Genomic DNA, 16,208 nt, shown 5'->3' on the forward strand with positions numbered 1-16,208 from the left:
ATCGCCTACCGGCCCATCGTCAGGCCGTCCTTGGCCGCACCGCGGCTGAGGACGGCCTGACTGATCCGGTCGCGGACGTCCGTCAGGCCGAGGCCGTCGTGGATGGACTGGCTGACGTTGATCACGCGGCCCGAACCGAGGTTGAACCACTGCGGGATGAACTCGGCCCTGCGCACCTCCCAGCGGTCGCCGGACCGCTCCGGCGGCGCGAAGGTGAAACGGCCGATGGTGCCCTCGTTGCCACGCGCGTCCTGGGCGCCGTCGCCGTTGACCATCTCGCCGGCGATCTGGTCGCCCAGTCCGTAGACCACCCAGGTGCCGTTGACCTTCTCGTACGCCTGCGGGACGTGCGCGTGCGTGCCGAGGATCAGGTCGATGTCGGGGCGGCCGTCCGTGCGCGACGCGGTGAGCTCGTCGCCGAGCCGCAGCTGGTCCTCGTCCGGCTCCTCCTGCCACTCAGCGCCCCAGTTCAGGGAGAGGACGACCACGTCCGCGCCCGCCTTCCGGGCCGCCCGCGCGTCGTCGACGATCTTCTGACGGTCGATCATATTCACGGCCCACGGGCGCCCTTTGGGCAGCGGGAGGCCGTTCGTGTCGTATGTGTACGCGAGGTGGGCGACCTTGGCGCCACCGGCGCGCAGCCACGCGGGGCCGCTGCCCTCGGCGGCGCTGCGGGCCGAGCCCGTGTGGCTGATGCCCACGCGATCCATGGCGTCGAGAGTGCGGTCGATGCCGGCGACGCCGTCGTCGAGAGCGTGGTTCGAGGCCGTGGAACAGGCGTCGTAGCCCGTGTCGCGCAGCCCCTTGGCGACCTCGGGCGGGGACTTGAAGGTCGGGGAGCCGGTGTAGTGGCCGCCCGCGCCGTAGACCGTCTCCATGTGGCAGATCGCCAGGTCCGCCTTGGAGATCACCGGCTGCACGGCGGACAGCATCGGCGCGAAGTCGTAGCCGTCGCCGCTCGCGTCGGTCTTCGCCTGCTTGATGATCGACGCGTGAGGCAGTACGTCACCGGAGGCGACCAGCGTGAAGCCGCGCTGCCCGTCCGTGGCACCGCCGACGGCCGACGGGGCCGGGGCGCCGGTGTCGTGGGGGGCCGCGCGGCGTGTGCCGCTCTCGGGCGCGGAGCAGCCCGCGCCCGCCGCGATCAGGGCGGCGGCCAGGATCGCCGTGCCCTGCCGTGCGTGCCGTGTGCGCTGCGTGCGCCGGCTGTGTCCCGTGTGCCTTGTGCCACGTCTGCGGTGCGACATCGATCAAGCTCCCGATTCGGTGAATAAGGTGATTTTCGACATAGGCATAGACGTACGGGCATCAGGCCGAGTCAAGGATCCATACCGCCGCGGTCCCCGGAACGGCGTCACGTTCCGCGGCAGTCGGCCCCGTTCACCGCACCGTTCGCCGACCGCATCGACCGCCCGTCGCACACCGCTGCCCTCGCTCTGGGCGTGAGCAGCGCGCTGCGCTGCCATACGGCCATGACGACCGCCATGAAGACCGAAGGACCCGACCACACGGCAGAACATGTGCTGGCCGAGCTCCAGCGCGAGCACGGCAGGCCGCTTCTCTCCTTCCTCCTGCGACTGTGCGACGGCGACCGGCAGCGGGCGGAAGACCTGGTCCAGGAGACGTTCGTACGCGCCTGGCAGCATCCGGAGGCGCTGCGCGCCGACTACGAGTCCGTGCGGCCGTGGCTGTTCACCGTCGGCCGCAGGCTCGCCATAGACGCCCGGCGCGCACGGCTCGCCAGGCCCCCGGAGATCGGCGGCACGGTCCTGGAGAGCGCGCGGGTCTGCGCCGACCACGCGGAGCGCTCGGCGGCCGCGCTCGATGTCCGCGAGGCCGTGGCAACGCTCAGCCCGGAGCACCGGGCGGTGCTCCTCCACGTGTACTTCCGGGGCGCCTCCGTGGCCGAGGCGGCCGCGGCGCTCGGGATACCACCCGGTACCGTGAAGTCCCGCGCGTACTACGCGCTGCGCGCACTGCGCAGGGTGCTCCCGGGCTATGAGGCGAACACGGCCGGCCCGCATTGAAACCGGACGGCAGGTCAAGCCTCCGTAAAGCGCCTTGCCCGGTGCCCCGGTCCTCGATTGAGTAATCGGCTGTCCTCCCCTGCCCGGTCGGACGCGAGGGCCCGGGGGCCGGCGGAGCGCACGGACCGGAGGAAGGCAGGAAGGGATGTTGCACGGGAGCAAGGAAGGCACATCGGGCGCCGGCGGCGGCGAACTGACGGTGCCGATGGCGTGGTTGTACGCCGAGTACATCGCCGATGAGCTGTTGCGCACCGGTGATCTGATGCCGCCCACGTCCTTCGAGTTCCGGGCCGGGCGCGACGCACTCGCACTGACGATCTTCCTGTCGGACACGGACGGCGAGCTGTCCGGCATCCGGGTCGTGTCCCAGCTGGAGACCTGGCTGTCGCTGACGGCATACGACCAGCCGTGGCAGTACTGGGTACGGGAGCACATGGCGCGCCTGGCCGCGCAGGCACTCGATGAGAACAGACCTTCGCCGGACCTCGAACTGGCCGAGGCGGCGTGGCGGTGGCTGGAGGAGACGGAGCTCCTCGCGCCCGATCTGGACTCCGTGCCGGGCCGCGGACCGCTGCCCGGCGAAGAGTACGACGGGCCGCAGGTGTGGACACCGGCGTGGCAACTGGGGCTGCCGCTGGGCCATCTGGCGATCCATCTGTTCTGAGGCCCCTGGTGCCCCTGCGCCCGCTACTCGACCTCTACGCCTGAAGAGTGCACGCCCGCGCGGTACTTGGGGATCCGCACGGTGATCTTCATGCCCGCGCCGGTGCCGGTCTCGATGACGAGGCCGTAGTCGTCGCCGAACACCTGTCTGAGCCGCTCGTCGACGTTCGACAGGCCGATCCCGGTCGAGGTGCCGCCCTCGCCGCGCAGGATCGCGCGCAGCTCGCCCGGGTCCATGCCGACTCCGTCGTCCTCGATGACGACCTCCGCCTCCGCGCCCGCGTCCCGGGCGCCGATCGTGATGCGGCTGCGGGTGACGGCACCCTCCAGGCCGTGTTTCACGGCGTTCTCGACGAGGGGCTGGAGGCACAGGAAGGGCAGCGCCACCGGCAGGACCTCGGGCGCGATCTGGAGCGTGACCGAGAGCCGGTCGCCGAACCGGGCCCGGACCAGGGCCAGATACTGGTCGATGGAGTGCAACTCGTCGGCGAGCGTGGTGAAGTCGCCGTGGCGGCGGAACGAGTAGCGGATGAAGTCGGCGAACTCCAGGAGGAGTTCACGGGCCCGCTCGGGGTCGGTGCGGACGAACGAGGCGATGGCGGCGAGCGAGTTGAAGATGAAGTGCGGCGAGATCTGCGCGCGCAGCGCCTTGATCTCCGCTTCGATGAGCCGGGTGCGGGAGCGGTCGAGTTCGGCCAGCTCCAGCTGTACGGAGATCCACCGGGCGACCTCGTCGGCGGCCCGGGCCAGGACGGCCGACTCGCGGGGCGCATAGGCGACGAGGGCACCGAGCACCCGTCCGTCGGTGACGATCGGGGCGGCCACGGCCCAGCGCAGCGGGCAGTCGACGGCGCCGCATCCGCAGCCGAACGCGGCGCTGCGCCCGGTGTCGAGCAGCCCTTCGAGATGCCCCATGACCTGCTTGCCGTGCTGGTCCCCCGCGCCGTCCCAGGCGAGGACGGCGGCGCGGTTGGTGAGGCAGAGGGCGTCGGTGCCGAGGAGCGTGCGCAGTCTGCGGGCCGATCGGCGCGCCGACTCCTCGGTGAGTCCGGCCCGCAGCGGCGGCGCGGCGAGCGAGGCGGTGTGCAGGGTGTCGAAGGTGGCGCGCTCCACCGGGGTGCCCACGTCGCTGCGGCCCCCGGGGTGCGCGGTGCGCCGGCCGAGGACGAAGCCTCCCGCGAGGAGGAGGGGGCACAGGGCGAGGAGCACGGCGGTGGCGGTCACGTCCGGGCTCCCGGCTCGCCCGTGGTGATCGTCCCGCGCGCGCTGAGGGACTCCGGCAGGTGCAGTCGCGTCATCGTGGCGCTGGTGTGCGGCGGTACGGAGTCCTGGGTGGCGAGCGACACGAGGATCATGGCGAGGAAGCCGACCGGCACCGACCACACGGCGGGCCAGGCGAGGAGCGTGTGCAGCCAGCCGCCTCGTGCGACGCCGGCGACGGTCAGGGTGACCGCGACGAGCGCGGAGCCGCCGCCGAGGAGCAGCCCGGCTCGCGCGCCGGGCGGGGTGAGCCGGCGCCACCAGATGCCGAGGACGAGCAGCGGGCAGAACGAGGACGCCGACACCGCGAACGCCATCCCTACGGCGTCCGCCACCGGCACCCCGTTGACCAGCAGCGCCCCGCCCAGCGGCACGGTCATCGCGAGGAGTGTCGCCAGGCGGAAGTGCCGTACTCCGCGGGCAGGCAGAACGTCCTGGCTGAGCACGCCGGCGACGGCCATCGTCAGGCCGGAGGCGGTCGACAGGAAGGCGGCGAAGGCGCCGCCCGCCACGAGCGCCCCGAGCAGGTCCCCGCCGAGCCCGCCGACGGCCCGCCCCGGCAGGAGGAGGACGGCGGCGTCGGCGTCCTGGGTGGCGCTCAGTTCGGGTGCGTACAGGCTGCCGAGCCAGCCGTAGACCGGTGGCAGGCAGTAGAAGAGCCCGATGAGGGCGAGCACGGCGACCGTGGTGCGGCGGGCCGCGCGGCCGTTCGGGCTCGTGTAGAAGCGGACGACGACGTGCGGCAGGCCCATCGTGCCGAGGAACGTGGCGACGATGAGGCCGTACGTCGCGTACAGCGGGTGGTCCGCGCGGCTGGTGGCGAGCGGCTGCCCGGAGCCCGCGCCGGACCAGGGCAGGCCGTCGGCGGACGGCGGGGCGCCGCCGTCGCCGTGCCAGGCGAGGACCAGGAAGAACGCGGGTACGAGCAGCGCGGTCAGCTTCAGCCAGTACTGGAAGGCCTGTACGAAGGTGATGGAGCGCATGCCGCCCGCGGCGACCGCGAGGACGACGACGGCCGCGACGAGCGCCCCGCCGAACCAGCGCGGCGCGCCCGTGAGGATCTGCAAGGTGAGCCCCGCGCCCTGGAGTTGGGGCACGAGGTAGAGCCAGCCCGCGCCGACGACGAGCATGCTGACGACCCTGCGGACGCTGCGGGACTCCAGGCGCCCCTCGGCGAAGTCGGGCAGCGTGTAGGCGCCGGAGCGGCGCAGCGGGGCCGCGACGAACACGAGCAGGACGAGGTATCCGGCGGTGTACCCGACGGGGTACCAGAGCATGTCGGGGCCGTGCACGAGCAGCAGTCCGGCGACGCCGAGGAAGGAGGCCGCGGACAGGTACTCGCCGCTGATCGCGGCGGCGTTGAGGCCGGGGCCCACGGTGCGTGAGGCGACGTAGAAGTCGGAGGTGGTGCGGGAGATGCGCAGGCCGAAACCGCCGATGAGGACCGTGGCCAGGACGACCACGGTCACGGCGGATATCGCGTATGCCTCGTTCACGGCGCCCCGTGGCGGTCGCGGACGGCCCGGCCGTGCACAAGGCGTGCGAAGTCGCGTTCGTTGCGCTCGGCCCGGCGTACGTACCACCAGGCGATGAGGACGAGGACCGGGTAGCAGCCGAAGCCGAGGACGATCCAGACGACGGTGGTGTTGCGCAGGGCGCCGAAGAAGAGGGGCAGGGTCACCACGGGCAGGGCGAGGACGGCGAACGCGGTGAGTCCGGTACGGAGTTGGCTGCGCATCAGGGAGCGGACGTAGGCCGCGCCCAGCGTCGTCTGTTCGTCGATCTCCCACTGGGTGGGGTGGCCGGGAAGCCGGCGCACCGCGCGCGGCTCGCCGGTCACGACCTCGCGGCGGGGTGCGGGCTCAGCGCTGGCGGACACGGCCGGAGTGTAGGCGGGGGTGCGGGGCAAGCGGAAGGGGTCGACGGGTATCGGCCCAGGTCACGCGGTTTCCGGTCAGCCGCCCGCGCGCCGCATGAGCAGTTCGCGCACACGGCTCGCGTGGCGGCGGCTCACGGCGAGTTCGGCGTCGCCTATCCGCACGCTCATGCCTCCGCCGTCGAGGCGGAGTTCGTCGATGCGGTGCAGGGCGACGAGATGGCTGCGGTGGATCCGGACGAACCCGTACGGCTGCCAGCGCTCCTCCAGGGTGGTCAGCGGTATGCGCACGAGGTGGCTGGCGTCAGCGGTGTGCAGGCGCGCGTAGTCGCCCTGGGCCTCTGCGTACGCGATGTCGGCGACGGCCACGAGGCGGGTGACGCCGCCGAGTTCGACGGGGATCCGGTCGGCGGAGAGGTCCACTGCGGGCCTGGCGACGGCGGCCTGTTCGGCGACGCGCCGCACGGCCTCCGCGAGGCGCTCCCTGCGTACGGGCTTGAGGACGTAGTCGACGGCCTTCAGGTCGAAGGCCTGCACAGCGAAGTCCTCGTGGGCGGTGACGAAGACGATCATCGGTGGTTTGGCGAACCCGCCGAGGAGCCGTGCCACGTCGAGGCCCGTGAGCCCGGCCATCTGGATGTCGAGGAAGAGCACGTCGATGGCGTTGGCGTCGTCGCCTCCCGCGTCCAGGGCGCGGCCGATGCGGCGCAGTGCCTCGTTCGCGTCGGTGGCGCCCTCGGCCGCGCGCACCCGCGGGTCGGCCCGCAACAGGTAGAGCAGCTCGGCGAGTGCGGGTTCCTCGTCGTCCACGGCCAGTACGCGCAGCATGCGGCTGGAGTGTAGGTGCTTGTCCCTTGGTGGCCAATCCTGGTGGGACTTGAGTGATTCGGCGGCCGGTTGCGTACGGGAGGGCGAGCGGCAAACCGTCCGTTCAGAGGTCGGACACGTACGACGCGAGGAACGGCATGAGGTCCCTGGATCGGCATCGCGACGTCGGCGCCTACGCGCTGGGCGTCCTCGACGAGGCGGACCGGTTCCGCTTCGAGGACCATCTCGGGGAGTGTCCCCGGTGCGTGGCGCGGGTCGGGGAGTTCGGTTCCACGACGGCGGCGCTGGCGCTGTACGCGCGGGCGACGCCGCCCGCCGTGGAGACCGTGGCCGAGGCCGGTCCCGTGCTCCTGGACGAGCTGGTGTCGCGGATGGAGCGGGTGCGCCGGGCGGGTCGCAGGCGGTGGCTGTGCGCGGTGGCGGCGGCGGTCGTGCTCGCCGTGGCGGGGCCGGGTGTCGTGGTCCTGGGCGGTTCCGGCGACGGAGCCGTGCGCCTGGACGCGCGGGACGCACGGACCGGGGTGTCGGCGTCGGTGACGGCGTCCGGCCGCGAGTGGGGTACCGCTGTGGGGATCGAGGTCCGTGACGCGCGCGGGCCCCGCGTGTGCGAGCTGGTGGCCGTCGGAAAGGACGGTTCACGGCAGACGGTGACGACCTGGGCCGCGCGGGCCCATGACACCGCGGCGACCACGACGCAGAGCGCGGTGGCGCTCCACCCTCAGGAGATCGCCCGCTTCGAGGTGCGGACCACGGACGGAACGCGCCTGGTGACCATCCCTATGGGCTGAACACCCTTTCCTGGCAACCGACTTGGGCAGTGTCCCCAAGGGCGGTCACTTCAGGAGCTTCGACATCCTTCGGTCCGCGAGCGGCTTGCCGCCCGTCTGGCAGGTCGCGCAGTACTGGAGCGACGAGTCGTGGAAGGACACCTCACGGATCGTGTCGCCGCACACCGGGCACTTCTCGCCCGCTCTGCCGTGCACCCGCAGCCCGCTCTTCTTCTCGGCCTTGAGCCGCCCGGCCGCGACGCCGCGGGAGCGCTCGACGGCCTCGGTCAGCGTGTCGCGCAGGGCCTTGTAGAGGACGGACACGTCGTCGGCGGTCAGGCTCGACGCGAGCTTGAAGGGGGACATCCTCGCGGCGTGCAGGATCTCGTCGCTGTACGCGTTCCCGATGCCCGCGATGAGGCTCTGGTCGCGCAGCGCCCCCTTGATCTGCCGCCGCTCGCCGTCCAGGAGGGCGGTGAAGCGCGCCTCGTCGAAGCCGTCGTCGAGCGGGTCGGGGCCGAGTCTCGCGATGCCGGGGACATCGGCCGGGTCGTGGACGACGTACACCGCGAGGCTCTTCTGGGTGCCCGCCTCGGTGAGGTCGAAGCCCTCCCCGTCCTCCAGGGCGACGCGCAGGGCGAGCGGTCCCCTGCCGGGGCGCGGCGGGCCGTCGGGGAGCCGGTCCTTCCAGTGGAGCCAGCCTGCGCGGGCGAGGTGCGTGACGAGGTGCAGCCCGTCCGCGTCGAGGTCGAGGAACTTGCCGTGCCGAGTCACGCCCGTGACCGTGCGGCCCTCCAGGGCGGCGGGCGGCGGGTCGTACGTCTTCAGGACGCTCACGGCGACGGGCAGCACGCGGACGATCTCGTGCCCCACCAGATGCTCGGTGAGGAAGTCCGTCAGCGCTTCGACCTCGGGTAGTTCCGGCATACGTCCAGAGTGCCACCGGGCACCGACAGCGCCAGGTGAGCCGTCACCGCGCCTTGGGTCAGTCCCTGGCCGGCACCACGAACTCGCACCACACGCACTTGCCGCTCCCCCGCGCCTCCACGCCCCACACGTCCGCGAGCCGGTCCACGAGGAGCAGGCCGCGCCCCGAGACGCCGTCCTCGCCCGCCTCGCGCCGGCGCGGGAGCGCGCTGGAGGTGTCCTCGACGTCCACGCGCAGTCTGCGGTCGGACGCGGTGATCACGCGGAGGGTGACGACGGCGGGGCCGTCGGTGTGCATCAGCGCGTTGGTGATCATCTCGTCGGCGACGAGCTCGATCTCGTCCGCCCGTCCGCCCGCGCCCCAGGCCCGGACGGCGGCCCTGATCATGTGCCGGGCCTCTCTGAGGGCCTCGGGGTCGTTCGGCGCGACGTGCTGCTGGAGGCGGCCGCCCGACTGGGGCTGGCCGATGCCGCGGCGGCGCAGCAGGAGCAGGGCGACGTCGTCGTCACCGCCGCGTTCGTCGACGCTCTCGCACAGCAGGTCGCCGAGGTCGCCGAGGTCGTGGGGGCCGGTGCCGACGAGGGTCGTCAGGGCCTGGAGTCCGTCGTCGAGGTCGGTGCCCGGCTGCTCGACGAGGCCGTCGGTGCACAGGAGCAGTGTCTGGCCCGGGTCGAGTTCGACGGTCCCGACCGGGTATTCGAGCCGGCCGAACTCGGCGGAGAGGCCGAGGGGCAGGCCGCCGTCGACGGGCAGTCTGCGGCAGGTCCCGTCGGTGAGGCGCAGCAGCGGGTCCAGATGTCCGGCGCGCACGAGCTGGACGACCCCGGTCGACAGGTCGGCCTCCGCGTACAGGCAGGTCGCGAACCGCTCGGTGTCGAGTTCGTGGAGGAAGACGGAGGCGCGGGCCATGACGGTGGCGGGCGTGTGCCCCTCGGCGGCGTACGCGCGCAGCACGATGCGCAGCTGTCCCATGACGGCGGCGGCGTGGGTGTCGTGTCCCTGGACGTCGCCGATGACGGCGCCGACGCGTCCGCCGGGCAGCGGGATCACGTCGTACCAGTCGCCTCCGATGTCGCGGCCGAGGGCGGCCGAGCGGTAGCGGACGGCGATGTCGGCGCCGGAGACCGCGGGGATGGTGCGGGGCAGCATGGCCTGCTGGAGGCCCTGGGCGAGGTCCTTCTCCTGCTCGTAGAACATCGCGCGCTGGAGGCTCTGGGCGATGCTGCTGCCGAGGGCGACCAGGACGTTGCGCTCCTCTTCGGTGAAGCCCTGCTTGTCGGTGTAGAGCAGGCCGAGCGCGCCGATGGGGCGGGCCTGGGCGATGAGCGGCAGGTAGGCCGCGGCGGTGATCTCGAGCTGGGTGATGTGCGGCCACAGCAGCGGGTAGGACCGGGCGAAGTCGTCGGGGGAATCGATGAAGCGGGGCGCGAGGGTGCGCACGACGTCGCCCATGGGGTACGGCTCGTCGATCCGCGTGACCTTGGTGCCGGGCACGAAGCTGCCCTCGGGGCCGTCGGCGACCAGGTGGATGCGGCCGGCCCTGACGAGGCCCATGACGAGGCTGGTGGCGCCGAGGTGCTGGAGGCCGTGGCTGTCCTTGAGGACGTCGATGACGTCCTGGACGGTGCGGGCGTGCGCGAGGGCGGCGGTGGTGCCCTGGACGACGCTGGTCTGGCGGCGGCGCAGGGCGTCCTGTTCTCGGCGGGCCGTGCTGTCGCTGAGTTCCTGGGTGGCGTCGCGGACGATGCCGATGATGCGGCGCGGGCGGCCGGCGTCGTCGCGCCTGATGTAGCCCTGGGTGTGGGTCCAGCGCATCCTGCCGTCGCGGCATTTGATGCGGAAGTAGGCGCCGTAGTTCTCGTCGCTGCTCTTGAGGGCCGTGGAGACGATTTCGTCGAGGCGGGTGGACTCGGTCGGGGGGACGCGGATGTCGAGCGACTCGGGACGCCCGTCGTACTCGTCCGGGCGTACGTCGAAGATGTCGTGGGCCTTGGCGTCCATGTGCATTTGGCCGGTGTCGAGGTCCCAGTCGAAGCTGCCGATGCCCAGGTGGTCCCCGAACTCGGCGAGGAAGCAGCAGGCGTCGCCCCCTGTCGCCCTGCCGCAGTGCGTGCAGTCGATCGGCTCCCCGCCCCCCGTGCCGGCGGCTTCCATGGGGCCACGCTAGGCGCAGCGCGAATCACTCGCATGCGGGGCAGGGCGTACTCCGGACGGGCCCGGGCGGGCCCGGACGCACCCCGGAGCGCGCCGGTGGCCGTCGGTGCGGCGGCCGCCGGCGCGCTCCGCCGGGCCGGGGTCCGTCAGCTGTCGACGACGTTCGTGGCGGACGGCACGTCGGGGATGAGGCCGTTGCCGTCGGGCAGGTCCGGGCTGTCGGGGACGGTGTCCGGGCCGAGGTCGCTGGATCCGTCGCCGGGAGGCGAGTCCGTGGGGGTGCCGGCGTCGCCGGGCGCGCTGGTCGGAGGGCTCGCGGGTTCGGAGGCGGGCGCCGACTCCTCCGAGGAGGGCGGCTGTGACGACGGCGGGCCGGTGCTGCTGCTCGGGCTCGGCGACGTGGACGACGGCGGGGGCGACGTCGAGGGCGACGCGGAGCTGTCCGAGCTGTCGGAGGGGTGGGGCTTCGGCATCGGGGGCGGCGGAACGCGCTTGTCGTGCTGCCCGTCGTCCCCGACCTTCCGCTCGATCCATGTGTTGTCGGTGACGTTCACGATGACGAGGTTCGTGACGGGCTTCGGGGCCGGCGTGACGACCACGACCTGCGTGGGCCGGTAACCGGACCACTGCTGCCCCTGGGTGTTCGGCGTCCCCTTGAACGCGACGGGCGGGCTCAGCGGGTTGCCGCACGCGCACCGCACCCGTGGCATCCCCCGGTCGTCGACGAGGACGGCCGTGCCGGCCTGGAGCACGGACTGGAAGCCCGTCGCCTCTCCGGAGCGGTAGCCGTGGTTGGTGACGCGGGTGTCGGCCCGCAGGACGACGGGCGTGAGACCCCGCAGGAAGCCGGGTACGGAGGCCGCGGAGATGCCTTCGGCGTCGGCGAAGGCGCGCTCCTTGGTCGGGTCCGAGGTGAGGAAGGCGACCTGCTTCTCGACGTCGCAGCTTCCGGCGGACTGCGTGCCGCCGTAGAGGCCGGGTGTCGCGCCGTCGACGGGGCGCATGCCCTGCGCGGTCGCGGAGGCGGTGCCGCTCGGTGACGGCGGCTGCGGCGTTCGGGTGACGGGCGCGGGGGTCTCGGTGGACTTGGCGGTGGAGTCGGTGAACGGGTCGGGGCCCGTCTCGGCCACGGGCAGGAGGAAGAGCTCCCCGTTGCCGGCCGACGCGGTGTCGCCGCTGTTCCCCGAGCATCCGGCGACCACGAGCGCCGCGGATATCGCACAGGCAGTCACAAAGGTCCTGGTGGGTGAGCGCACCGTGGTCTCCCGCCTACATGTGGGCACTTTGCGCCATTATTTGCGGCGAAAACAGGCATCTCGCAAACGCACCGCGATCCCCGCACGCGCATTGCGCTCACCCTCCGTCACACTGGAGGGGTGGAGTGGTTCAGCTCGCCCGGGTACTGGCTCGGCCGCCTGATCTTCCAGCGCGGTCTGGCGGCGCTGTACCTCGTGGCCTTCGTCGGGGCGGCTCTGCAGTTCCGGGCGCTGATCGGCGAGCGCGGGATGCTGCCGGTTCCGCGCTATCTGGCCCAGATGCCGTGGCGGCTGGCGCCGACGCTGTTCAGGGCGTACTACTCGGACCGGTTCTTCGCGGGCGTCGCCTGGGGCGGGGCCGCGGTGTCGGCCGCGCTCGTCGCGGGCCTCGCCGACCGGGTGCCCCTGTGGGCAGCCATGGCGCTGTGGGTGGTGCCATGGGTGCTCTATCTGTCGATCGTGAACGTCGGGCAGACCTGGTACGCGTTCGGCTGGGAGTCACTCCTGCTGGAGGTCGGCTTCCTCGCCGTCTTCCTCGGCAACGAACGGGTGGCGCCACCGCTGCTCGTCCTGCTGCTCCTGCGCTGGGTCCTCTTCCGCCTCGAGTTCGGCGCGGGCATGATCAAGATGCGCGGCGACGAGTGCTGGCGGAAGCTGACGTGCCTCTACTACCACCATGAGACCCAGCCGATGCCGGGCCCGCTGAGCTGGTTCTTCCACCGGCTCCCGCGCCCCCTGCACCGCGTCGAGGCCGGGGCCAACCACGTGACCCAACTCGTCGTGCCCGTGCTCCTGTTCACCCCGCAGCCGATCGCGACGTGCGCGGCCTGCCTGATGATCCTCACCCAGCTGTGGCTGGTCCTGTCCGGCAACTTCTCGTGGCTGAACTGGCTGACGATCCTGCTCGCCGTGACGGCGGTGGACTTCTCCCTGCTGCGCGAGCCGCCGCACCTGGCCGCCGCCCCGCTCTGGTACGCGTGCGTGGTCATCGCCGTCACCGCACTCGTCGTCGCGCTGAGCTACCACCCGGCACGCAACCTGCTGTCCCGCCGCCAGTCCATGAACCGCTCCTACGACTCCCTGCACCTCGTCAACGCGTACGGCGCCTTCGGTGCCGTCGGGCGCATCCGGCACGAGATCGTCATCGAGGGCACGGCCGACCCGGTGCCCCGCGAGGAATCCCCTTGGCTGGTCTACGAGTTCAGGGGCAAACCGGGCGATCCGGGGCGCTGGCCACGCCAGTTCGCCCCCTACCATCTGCGGCTCGACTGGTTGATGTGGTTCGCCGCGCTCTCCCCCATGTACGCGGAGTCCTGGTTCGGAGGCCTGGTGGAGCGCCTCCTGACCGGCGACCGTGACACACTGCGGCTCCTGCGCCACTCCCCGTTCCCCGCCGACACCCCGCCCACGTACGTCCGGGCCCGCCTCTACCGCTATCGCTTCACCACGTGGCGTGAGCTGCGGGCGACGGGGGCCTGCTGGGAGCGGACGTACGTACGCGAGTTCCTGTTGCCGACGCGGCTTGCCGCCTCCCGGATTCAGAGCCGATAGACGCGGGTCGCCGTGCCGCCGAAGACCGCGTCTCGCTCAGGGGTGGTCAGCGATCCGGTCAGCTCCCGCGCCGCTTCCACGACCTGCTCGTAGGTCGCAGCCAGATTGCACACCGGCCAGTCCGAGCCGAACATCAGGCGGTCGGGCCCGAACGCCTGCAGGACCGTATCGGCGTACGGTCGCAGCAGGCCCGGCGTCCAGGTCTCCCAGTCGGCCTCGGTGACCAGGCCGGAGAGTTTGCAGACCGTGTTGGGGAGGGCCGCCAGCGCGCGCACGTCGTCGGTCCACGGCTCGGTGACGCCCGACGCGACGGGCGGCTTGCCGCAGTGGTCGAGGACGAAGGTGAGGCCGGGCAGGGCGGCGGCCGCCGCCGCGCAGGCGGGCAGCTGGTGCGGCAGGACCACCAGGTCGTAGACGAGACCGGCGTCGGCGACGGCCTCGAGGCCCCGGCGCACGTCGGGCCGCAGCAGCCACTGGGGGTCGGACTCCCCCTGGACCTGGTGGCGGATGCCCTTCAGGTGACGCCCGCCCGGGAGTTCGGCGAGCCGGGCCAGGGTGTCACCGATGTCCGGGCGCGTGAGGTCGGCCCAGCCGACCACCCCGGCCACGAGTTCGCAGTCGTGCGCGAGGGCCAGGAACTCCGGAGTCTCCTCCTCGACGGTGACGGTCTGCACGAGGACGGTGGCCGTGACACCGGACCTGCGCGCCAGGGGCGTCAGGTCGTCCAGCGTGAAGTCCCGCCGGATCGGGGCGAGTTCCTCACCGGCGATCCAGTCCTGATCGCGCACGGAGAGGTCCCAGACGTGATGGTGCGCGTCGACGATCGCGGGCATCACAGCTCCCAGACGACGGGCAGGCCGGCGTCGGCTCCGTCGGCCGAGTAGTCGTGGACGACGTCGAGGAGTTCGGCCATCCGGGCCTGCCAGGCGATGTTCACCGGCAGCTTGTCGAGCTCGGCGAGCATGCGGGCGTAGTCCTCGCACTCCAGGACGTGGAACAGGTCGGTTCCGCTGCGCCAGATGGTCCACGACGTGGCACCGGCCGCTCGGATGGCCCGCCGGAGTTCGGCCGGGACCTCGCGGTGGGCGGCCTCATAGGCCTCGACGCGGTCGGCGCGGACTGTGGTGTGCAGGGCGATCCTCACGCCTGCTCCTCTCCGGGTACGGGGACGCCGTCGGCCAGGAGTCCACCGGCGCGGGCGTCCTTCCAGAACGCGGCCGGTACGGCGACGGTGAACTGCTCCGCGGTGTCACGGACTTCGCGCGGCGAGCGGGTGCCGACCAGGACGCTCGCCACCGCCGGATGACCGAACGGGAAGGCGAGTGCGGCCGCCCGCAGGGTGATGCCGTGCCGCTGCGCCATGTCCTTCAACCGGTAGGCACGGTCGAGGACTTCGCGGGGCGCCACCGCGTAGTCGTACGTCGCGCCGGGCCGCGGGTCGGCGAGGAGGCCGGAGTTGAACACCCCGCCGACGACGACCGAGGTGCCGCGCGCCTGCGCCTCGGGCAGCAGTTCCGTCAGCGCCCCCTGGTCGAGGAGGGTGTAGCGGCCCGCGCACAGGACGGCGTCCACATCGGTGTCGCGGACGAACCGGGTGAGCATGGCGGCCTGGTTCATGCCGGCACCGATCGCCCCGACGACGCCTTCGGCGCGCAGCCGCTCAAGCGCCGGGTAGGCCTCGCGGAACGCCTGCTCGCCGTGGTCGTCCGGGTCGTGCAGGTAGACGACGTCGACGCGGTCGAGGCCGAGCCGCGTCAGGCTGTCCTCCAGGGAACGGCGCACTCCGTCCGCGCTGAAGTCCCAGACGCGGCGGTGCGTGGCGGGCACGGCGAACCCGTTCTCCAGGTCGTCGCCCCCGCCCTCCCCGGCCGGTACGAGGAGGCGTCCCGCCTTGGTGGAGACGGTGTACGCCGACCGGTCCCGGGCCGCGAGCGCCTCGCCGAGGCGCCGCTCGGACAGGCCGATGCCGTAGTGCGGGGCCGTGTCGAAGTAGCGGATGCCCGCGTCCCAGGCCGCGTCGACGGCGGCCCGGGCCTCCTCGTCGGTGACGGGCGCGTACAGGTTGCCGATCCCGGCGGCGCCGAAGGACAGCTCGGTGACGTCGACGCCGCTGCGGCCCAGGGTGCGGGTGCGCATCGCGGTCACTGGCCCGCGGGGCGCAGCCGCAGGCCCTGCATGCCGCCGTCGACGGCCAGGGCGGTGCCCGTGGTGGCGCCGGACAGCGGGCTCGCCAAGTACGCCACGGCGCCCGCGACTTCGGTGGCGGAGACGAGGCGGCCCGTGGGCTGACGGGATGCGAGGGCCGCGCGCTCGGCGGCCGGGTCGGGGGCGGCGGACAGCAGCCGGCCGACCCATGGGGTGTCCACGGTCCCCGGGTTGACGCAGTTGACGCGTACCCCTTCGCGGACGTGGTCGGCGGCCATGGCGAGCGTCAGGGAGTACACGGCGCCCTTCGACGCCGAGTACAGGGCGCGCTGCGGGAGGCCGGCCGTCGCGGCGATGGAGCAGGTGTTGACGATCGCCGCGTGCGCGGAGTCCCGCAGATGGGGCAGGGCCGCGCGCGTGGTGCGGACGATGCCGAGGACGTTGACGTCGAGGACGCGGTGCCACTGGTCGTCGTCGTTGTCCTCGACGGTGCCCTGGGCGCCGATGCCCGCGTTGTTGACGAGGATGTCGAGGCCGCCGAGGTCCGCCACGGCGGCGGCCACGGCGGCGCGGACGGAGGCGTCGTCGCCGACGTCGGCGGCGTAGCCCCGCAGGGGCTTGTCGACGCTGCCCGGGTCGAGGTCCAGCACGGCGACGCTCGCGCCGCGGGCGGCGAGGAGTTCGGCGGTGGCCCGGCCGATGCCGGACGCTCCGCCGGTGACGAGGGCCTTGAGCCCCGCGAAGTCCTGCACG

The 16,208-nt window shown here is 72.6% G+C and carries 16 protein-coding genes; 4 read left to right on the forward strand and 12 right to left on the reverse strand.

The window, feature by feature from the left end; genetic code table 11:
• Positions 1 to 5: 5 nt before the first annotated feature.
• Entirely contained in the window at positions 6 to 1,247 is a 1,242-nt protein-coding gene (locus tag OHO83_RS06710; protein WP_330278873.1) for a CapA family protein, read from the reverse strand.
• A gap of 225 nt (positions 1,248 to 1,472) precedes the next feature.
• Here OHO83_RS06710 and OHO83_RS06715 point away from each other — a divergent pair, with 225 nt between their 5' ends.
• Both OHO83_RS06715 and OHO83_RS06720 read left to right on the forward strand, forming a co-directional pair.
• A complete protein-coding gene (locus tag OHO83_RS06715; RefSeq protein ID WP_266677892.1) occupies positions 1,473 to 2,027 on the forward strand; it encodes a sigma-70 family RNA polymerase sigma factor in 555 nt (184 codons plus the stop codon).
• A 145-nt stretch (positions 2,028 to 2,172) separates the two neighbouring features.
• Positions 2,173 to 2,691: a hypothetical protein gene (locus OHO83_RS06720; protein WP_266677890.1), complete on the forward strand. Its 519-nt coding sequence runs from the start codon at positions 2,173 to 2,175 to the stop codon at positions 2,689 to 2,691.
• Positions 2,692 to 2,714: 23 nt separating this feature from the next.
• Here the strand turns inward: OHO83_RS06720 and OHO83_RS06725 are convergent, their stop codons facing one another.
• The 4 genes from OHO83_RS06725 to OHO83_RS06740 form a co-directional block, all read right to left on the reverse strand.
• Positions 2,715 to 3,914: a sensor histidine kinase gene (locus OHO83_RS06725; RefSeq protein WP_266677888.1), complete on the reverse strand. Its 1,200-nt coding sequence runs from the start codon at positions 3,912 to 3,914 to the stop codon at positions 2,715 to 2,717.
• The gene (locus OHO83_RS06730; protein ID WP_329432505.1) at positions 3,911 to 5,446 is read right to left on the reverse strand and encodes a sodium/solute symporter; all 1,536 of its coding nucleotides are present in this window, start codon (positions 5,444 to 5,446) and stop codon (positions 3,911 to 3,913) included. The genes OHO83_RS06725 and OHO83_RS06730 overlap by 4 nt, the downstream gene beginning before the upstream one ends.
• Positions 5,443 to 5,790: a hypothetical protein gene (locus OHO83_RS06735; protein ID WP_116506061.1), complete on the reverse strand. Its 348-nt coding sequence runs from the start codon at positions 5,788 to 5,790 to the stop codon at positions 5,443 to 5,445. The genes OHO83_RS06730 and OHO83_RS06735 overlap by 4 nt, the downstream gene beginning before the upstream one ends.
• A gap of 114 nt (positions 5,791 to 5,904) precedes the next feature.
• The gene (locus tag OHO83_RS06740) at positions 5,905 to 6,654 is read right to left on the reverse strand and encodes a LytR/AlgR family response regulator transcription factor (RefSeq protein WP_266677884.1); all 750 of its coding nucleotides are present in this window, start codon (positions 6,652 to 6,654) and stop codon (positions 5,905 to 5,907) included.
• A 137-nt stretch (positions 6,655 to 6,791) separates the two neighbouring features.
• Here OHO83_RS06740 and OHO83_RS06745 point away from each other — a divergent pair, with 137 nt between their 5' ends.
• Complete coding sequence (locus OHO83_RS06745; protein ID WP_330278874.1) at positions 6,792 to 7,442, forward strand: zf-HC2 domain-containing protein; 651 nt, start codon at positions 6,792 to 6,794, stop codon at positions 7,440 to 7,442.
• Positions 7,443 to 7,487: 45 nt separating this feature from the next.
• Here the strand turns inward: OHO83_RS06745 and OHO83_RS06750 are convergent, their stop codons facing one another.
• The 3 genes from OHO83_RS06750 to OHO83_RS06760 form a co-directional block, all read right to left on the reverse strand.
• Positions 7,488 to 8,348, reverse strand: a complete 861-nt coding sequence (locus OHO83_RS06750; RefSeq protein ID WP_330278875.1) for an Fpg/Nei family DNA glycosylase — start codon at positions 8,346 to 8,348, stop codon at positions 7,488 to 7,490.
• 58 nt (positions 8,349 to 8,406) lie between these two features.
• The gene (locus OHO83_RS06755) at positions 8,407 to 10,503 is read right to left on the reverse strand and encodes a SpoIIE family protein phosphatase (protein WP_329432508.1); all 2,097 of its coding nucleotides are present in this window, start codon (positions 10,501 to 10,503) and stop codon (positions 8,407 to 8,409) included.
• Between the two features lie 146 nt (positions 10,504 to 10,649).
• Complete coding sequence (locus OHO83_RS06760; RefSeq protein WP_330278876.1) at positions 10,650 to 11,735, reverse strand: DUF6777 domain-containing protein; 1,086 nt, start codon at positions 11,733 to 11,735, stop codon at positions 10,650 to 10,652.
• Between the two features lie 144 nt (positions 11,736 to 11,879).
• Here OHO83_RS06760 and OHO83_RS06765 point away from each other — a divergent pair, with 144 nt between their 5' ends.
• Positions 11,880 to 13,310 (forward strand): lipase maturation factor family protein, encoded by a 1,431-nt coding sequence (locus OHO83_RS06765; protein WP_330278877.1) that lies wholly within the window; start codon positions 11,880 to 11,882, stop codon positions 13,308 to 13,310.
• On the opposite strand, the gene OHO83_RS06770 is transcribed toward OHO83_RS06765, so the two are convergent.
• Genes OHO83_RS06770 through OHO83_RS06785 form a run of 4 tightly spaced genes read right to left on the reverse strand, consistent with a single transcriptional unit; the run spans position 13,298 to position 16,207 of the window.
• Entirely contained in the window at positions 13,298 to 14,143 is an 846-nt protein-coding gene (locus OHO83_RS06770; protein ID WP_330278878.1) for an amidohydrolase family protein, read from the reverse strand. The genes OHO83_RS06765 and OHO83_RS06770 overlap by 13 nt on opposite strands.
• Positions 14,143 to 14,454 (reverse strand): L-rhamnose mutarotase, encoded by a 312-nt coding sequence (locus OHO83_RS06775; protein WP_266677875.1) that lies wholly within the window; start codon positions 14,452 to 14,454, stop codon positions 14,143 to 14,145. The genes OHO83_RS06770 and OHO83_RS06775 overlap by 1 nt, the downstream gene beginning before the upstream one ends.
• Entirely contained in the window at positions 14,451 to 15,446 is a 996-nt protein-coding gene (locus OHO83_RS06780; RefSeq protein WP_329432513.1) for an aldo/keto reductase, read from the reverse strand. The genes OHO83_RS06775 and OHO83_RS06780 overlap by 4 nt, the downstream gene beginning before the upstream one ends.
• 5 nt (positions 15,447 to 15,451) lie before the next feature.
• Positions 15,452 to 16,207 carry an SDR family NAD(P)-dependent oxidoreductase gene (locus tag OHO83_RS06785; RefSeq protein ID WP_330280723.1) on the reverse strand — a complete coding sequence of 252 codons (756 nt, stop codon included), beginning with the start codon at positions 16,205 to 16,207 and terminating at the stop codon, positions 15,452 to 15,454.
• Position 16,208: the final 1 nt, after the last annotated feature.

The sequence above is a fragment of the Streptomyces sp. NBC_00569 genome (assembly GCF_036345255.1).
Classification (GTDB): Bacteria; Actinomycetota; Actinomycetes; order Streptomycetales; family Streptomycetaceae; genus Streptomyces.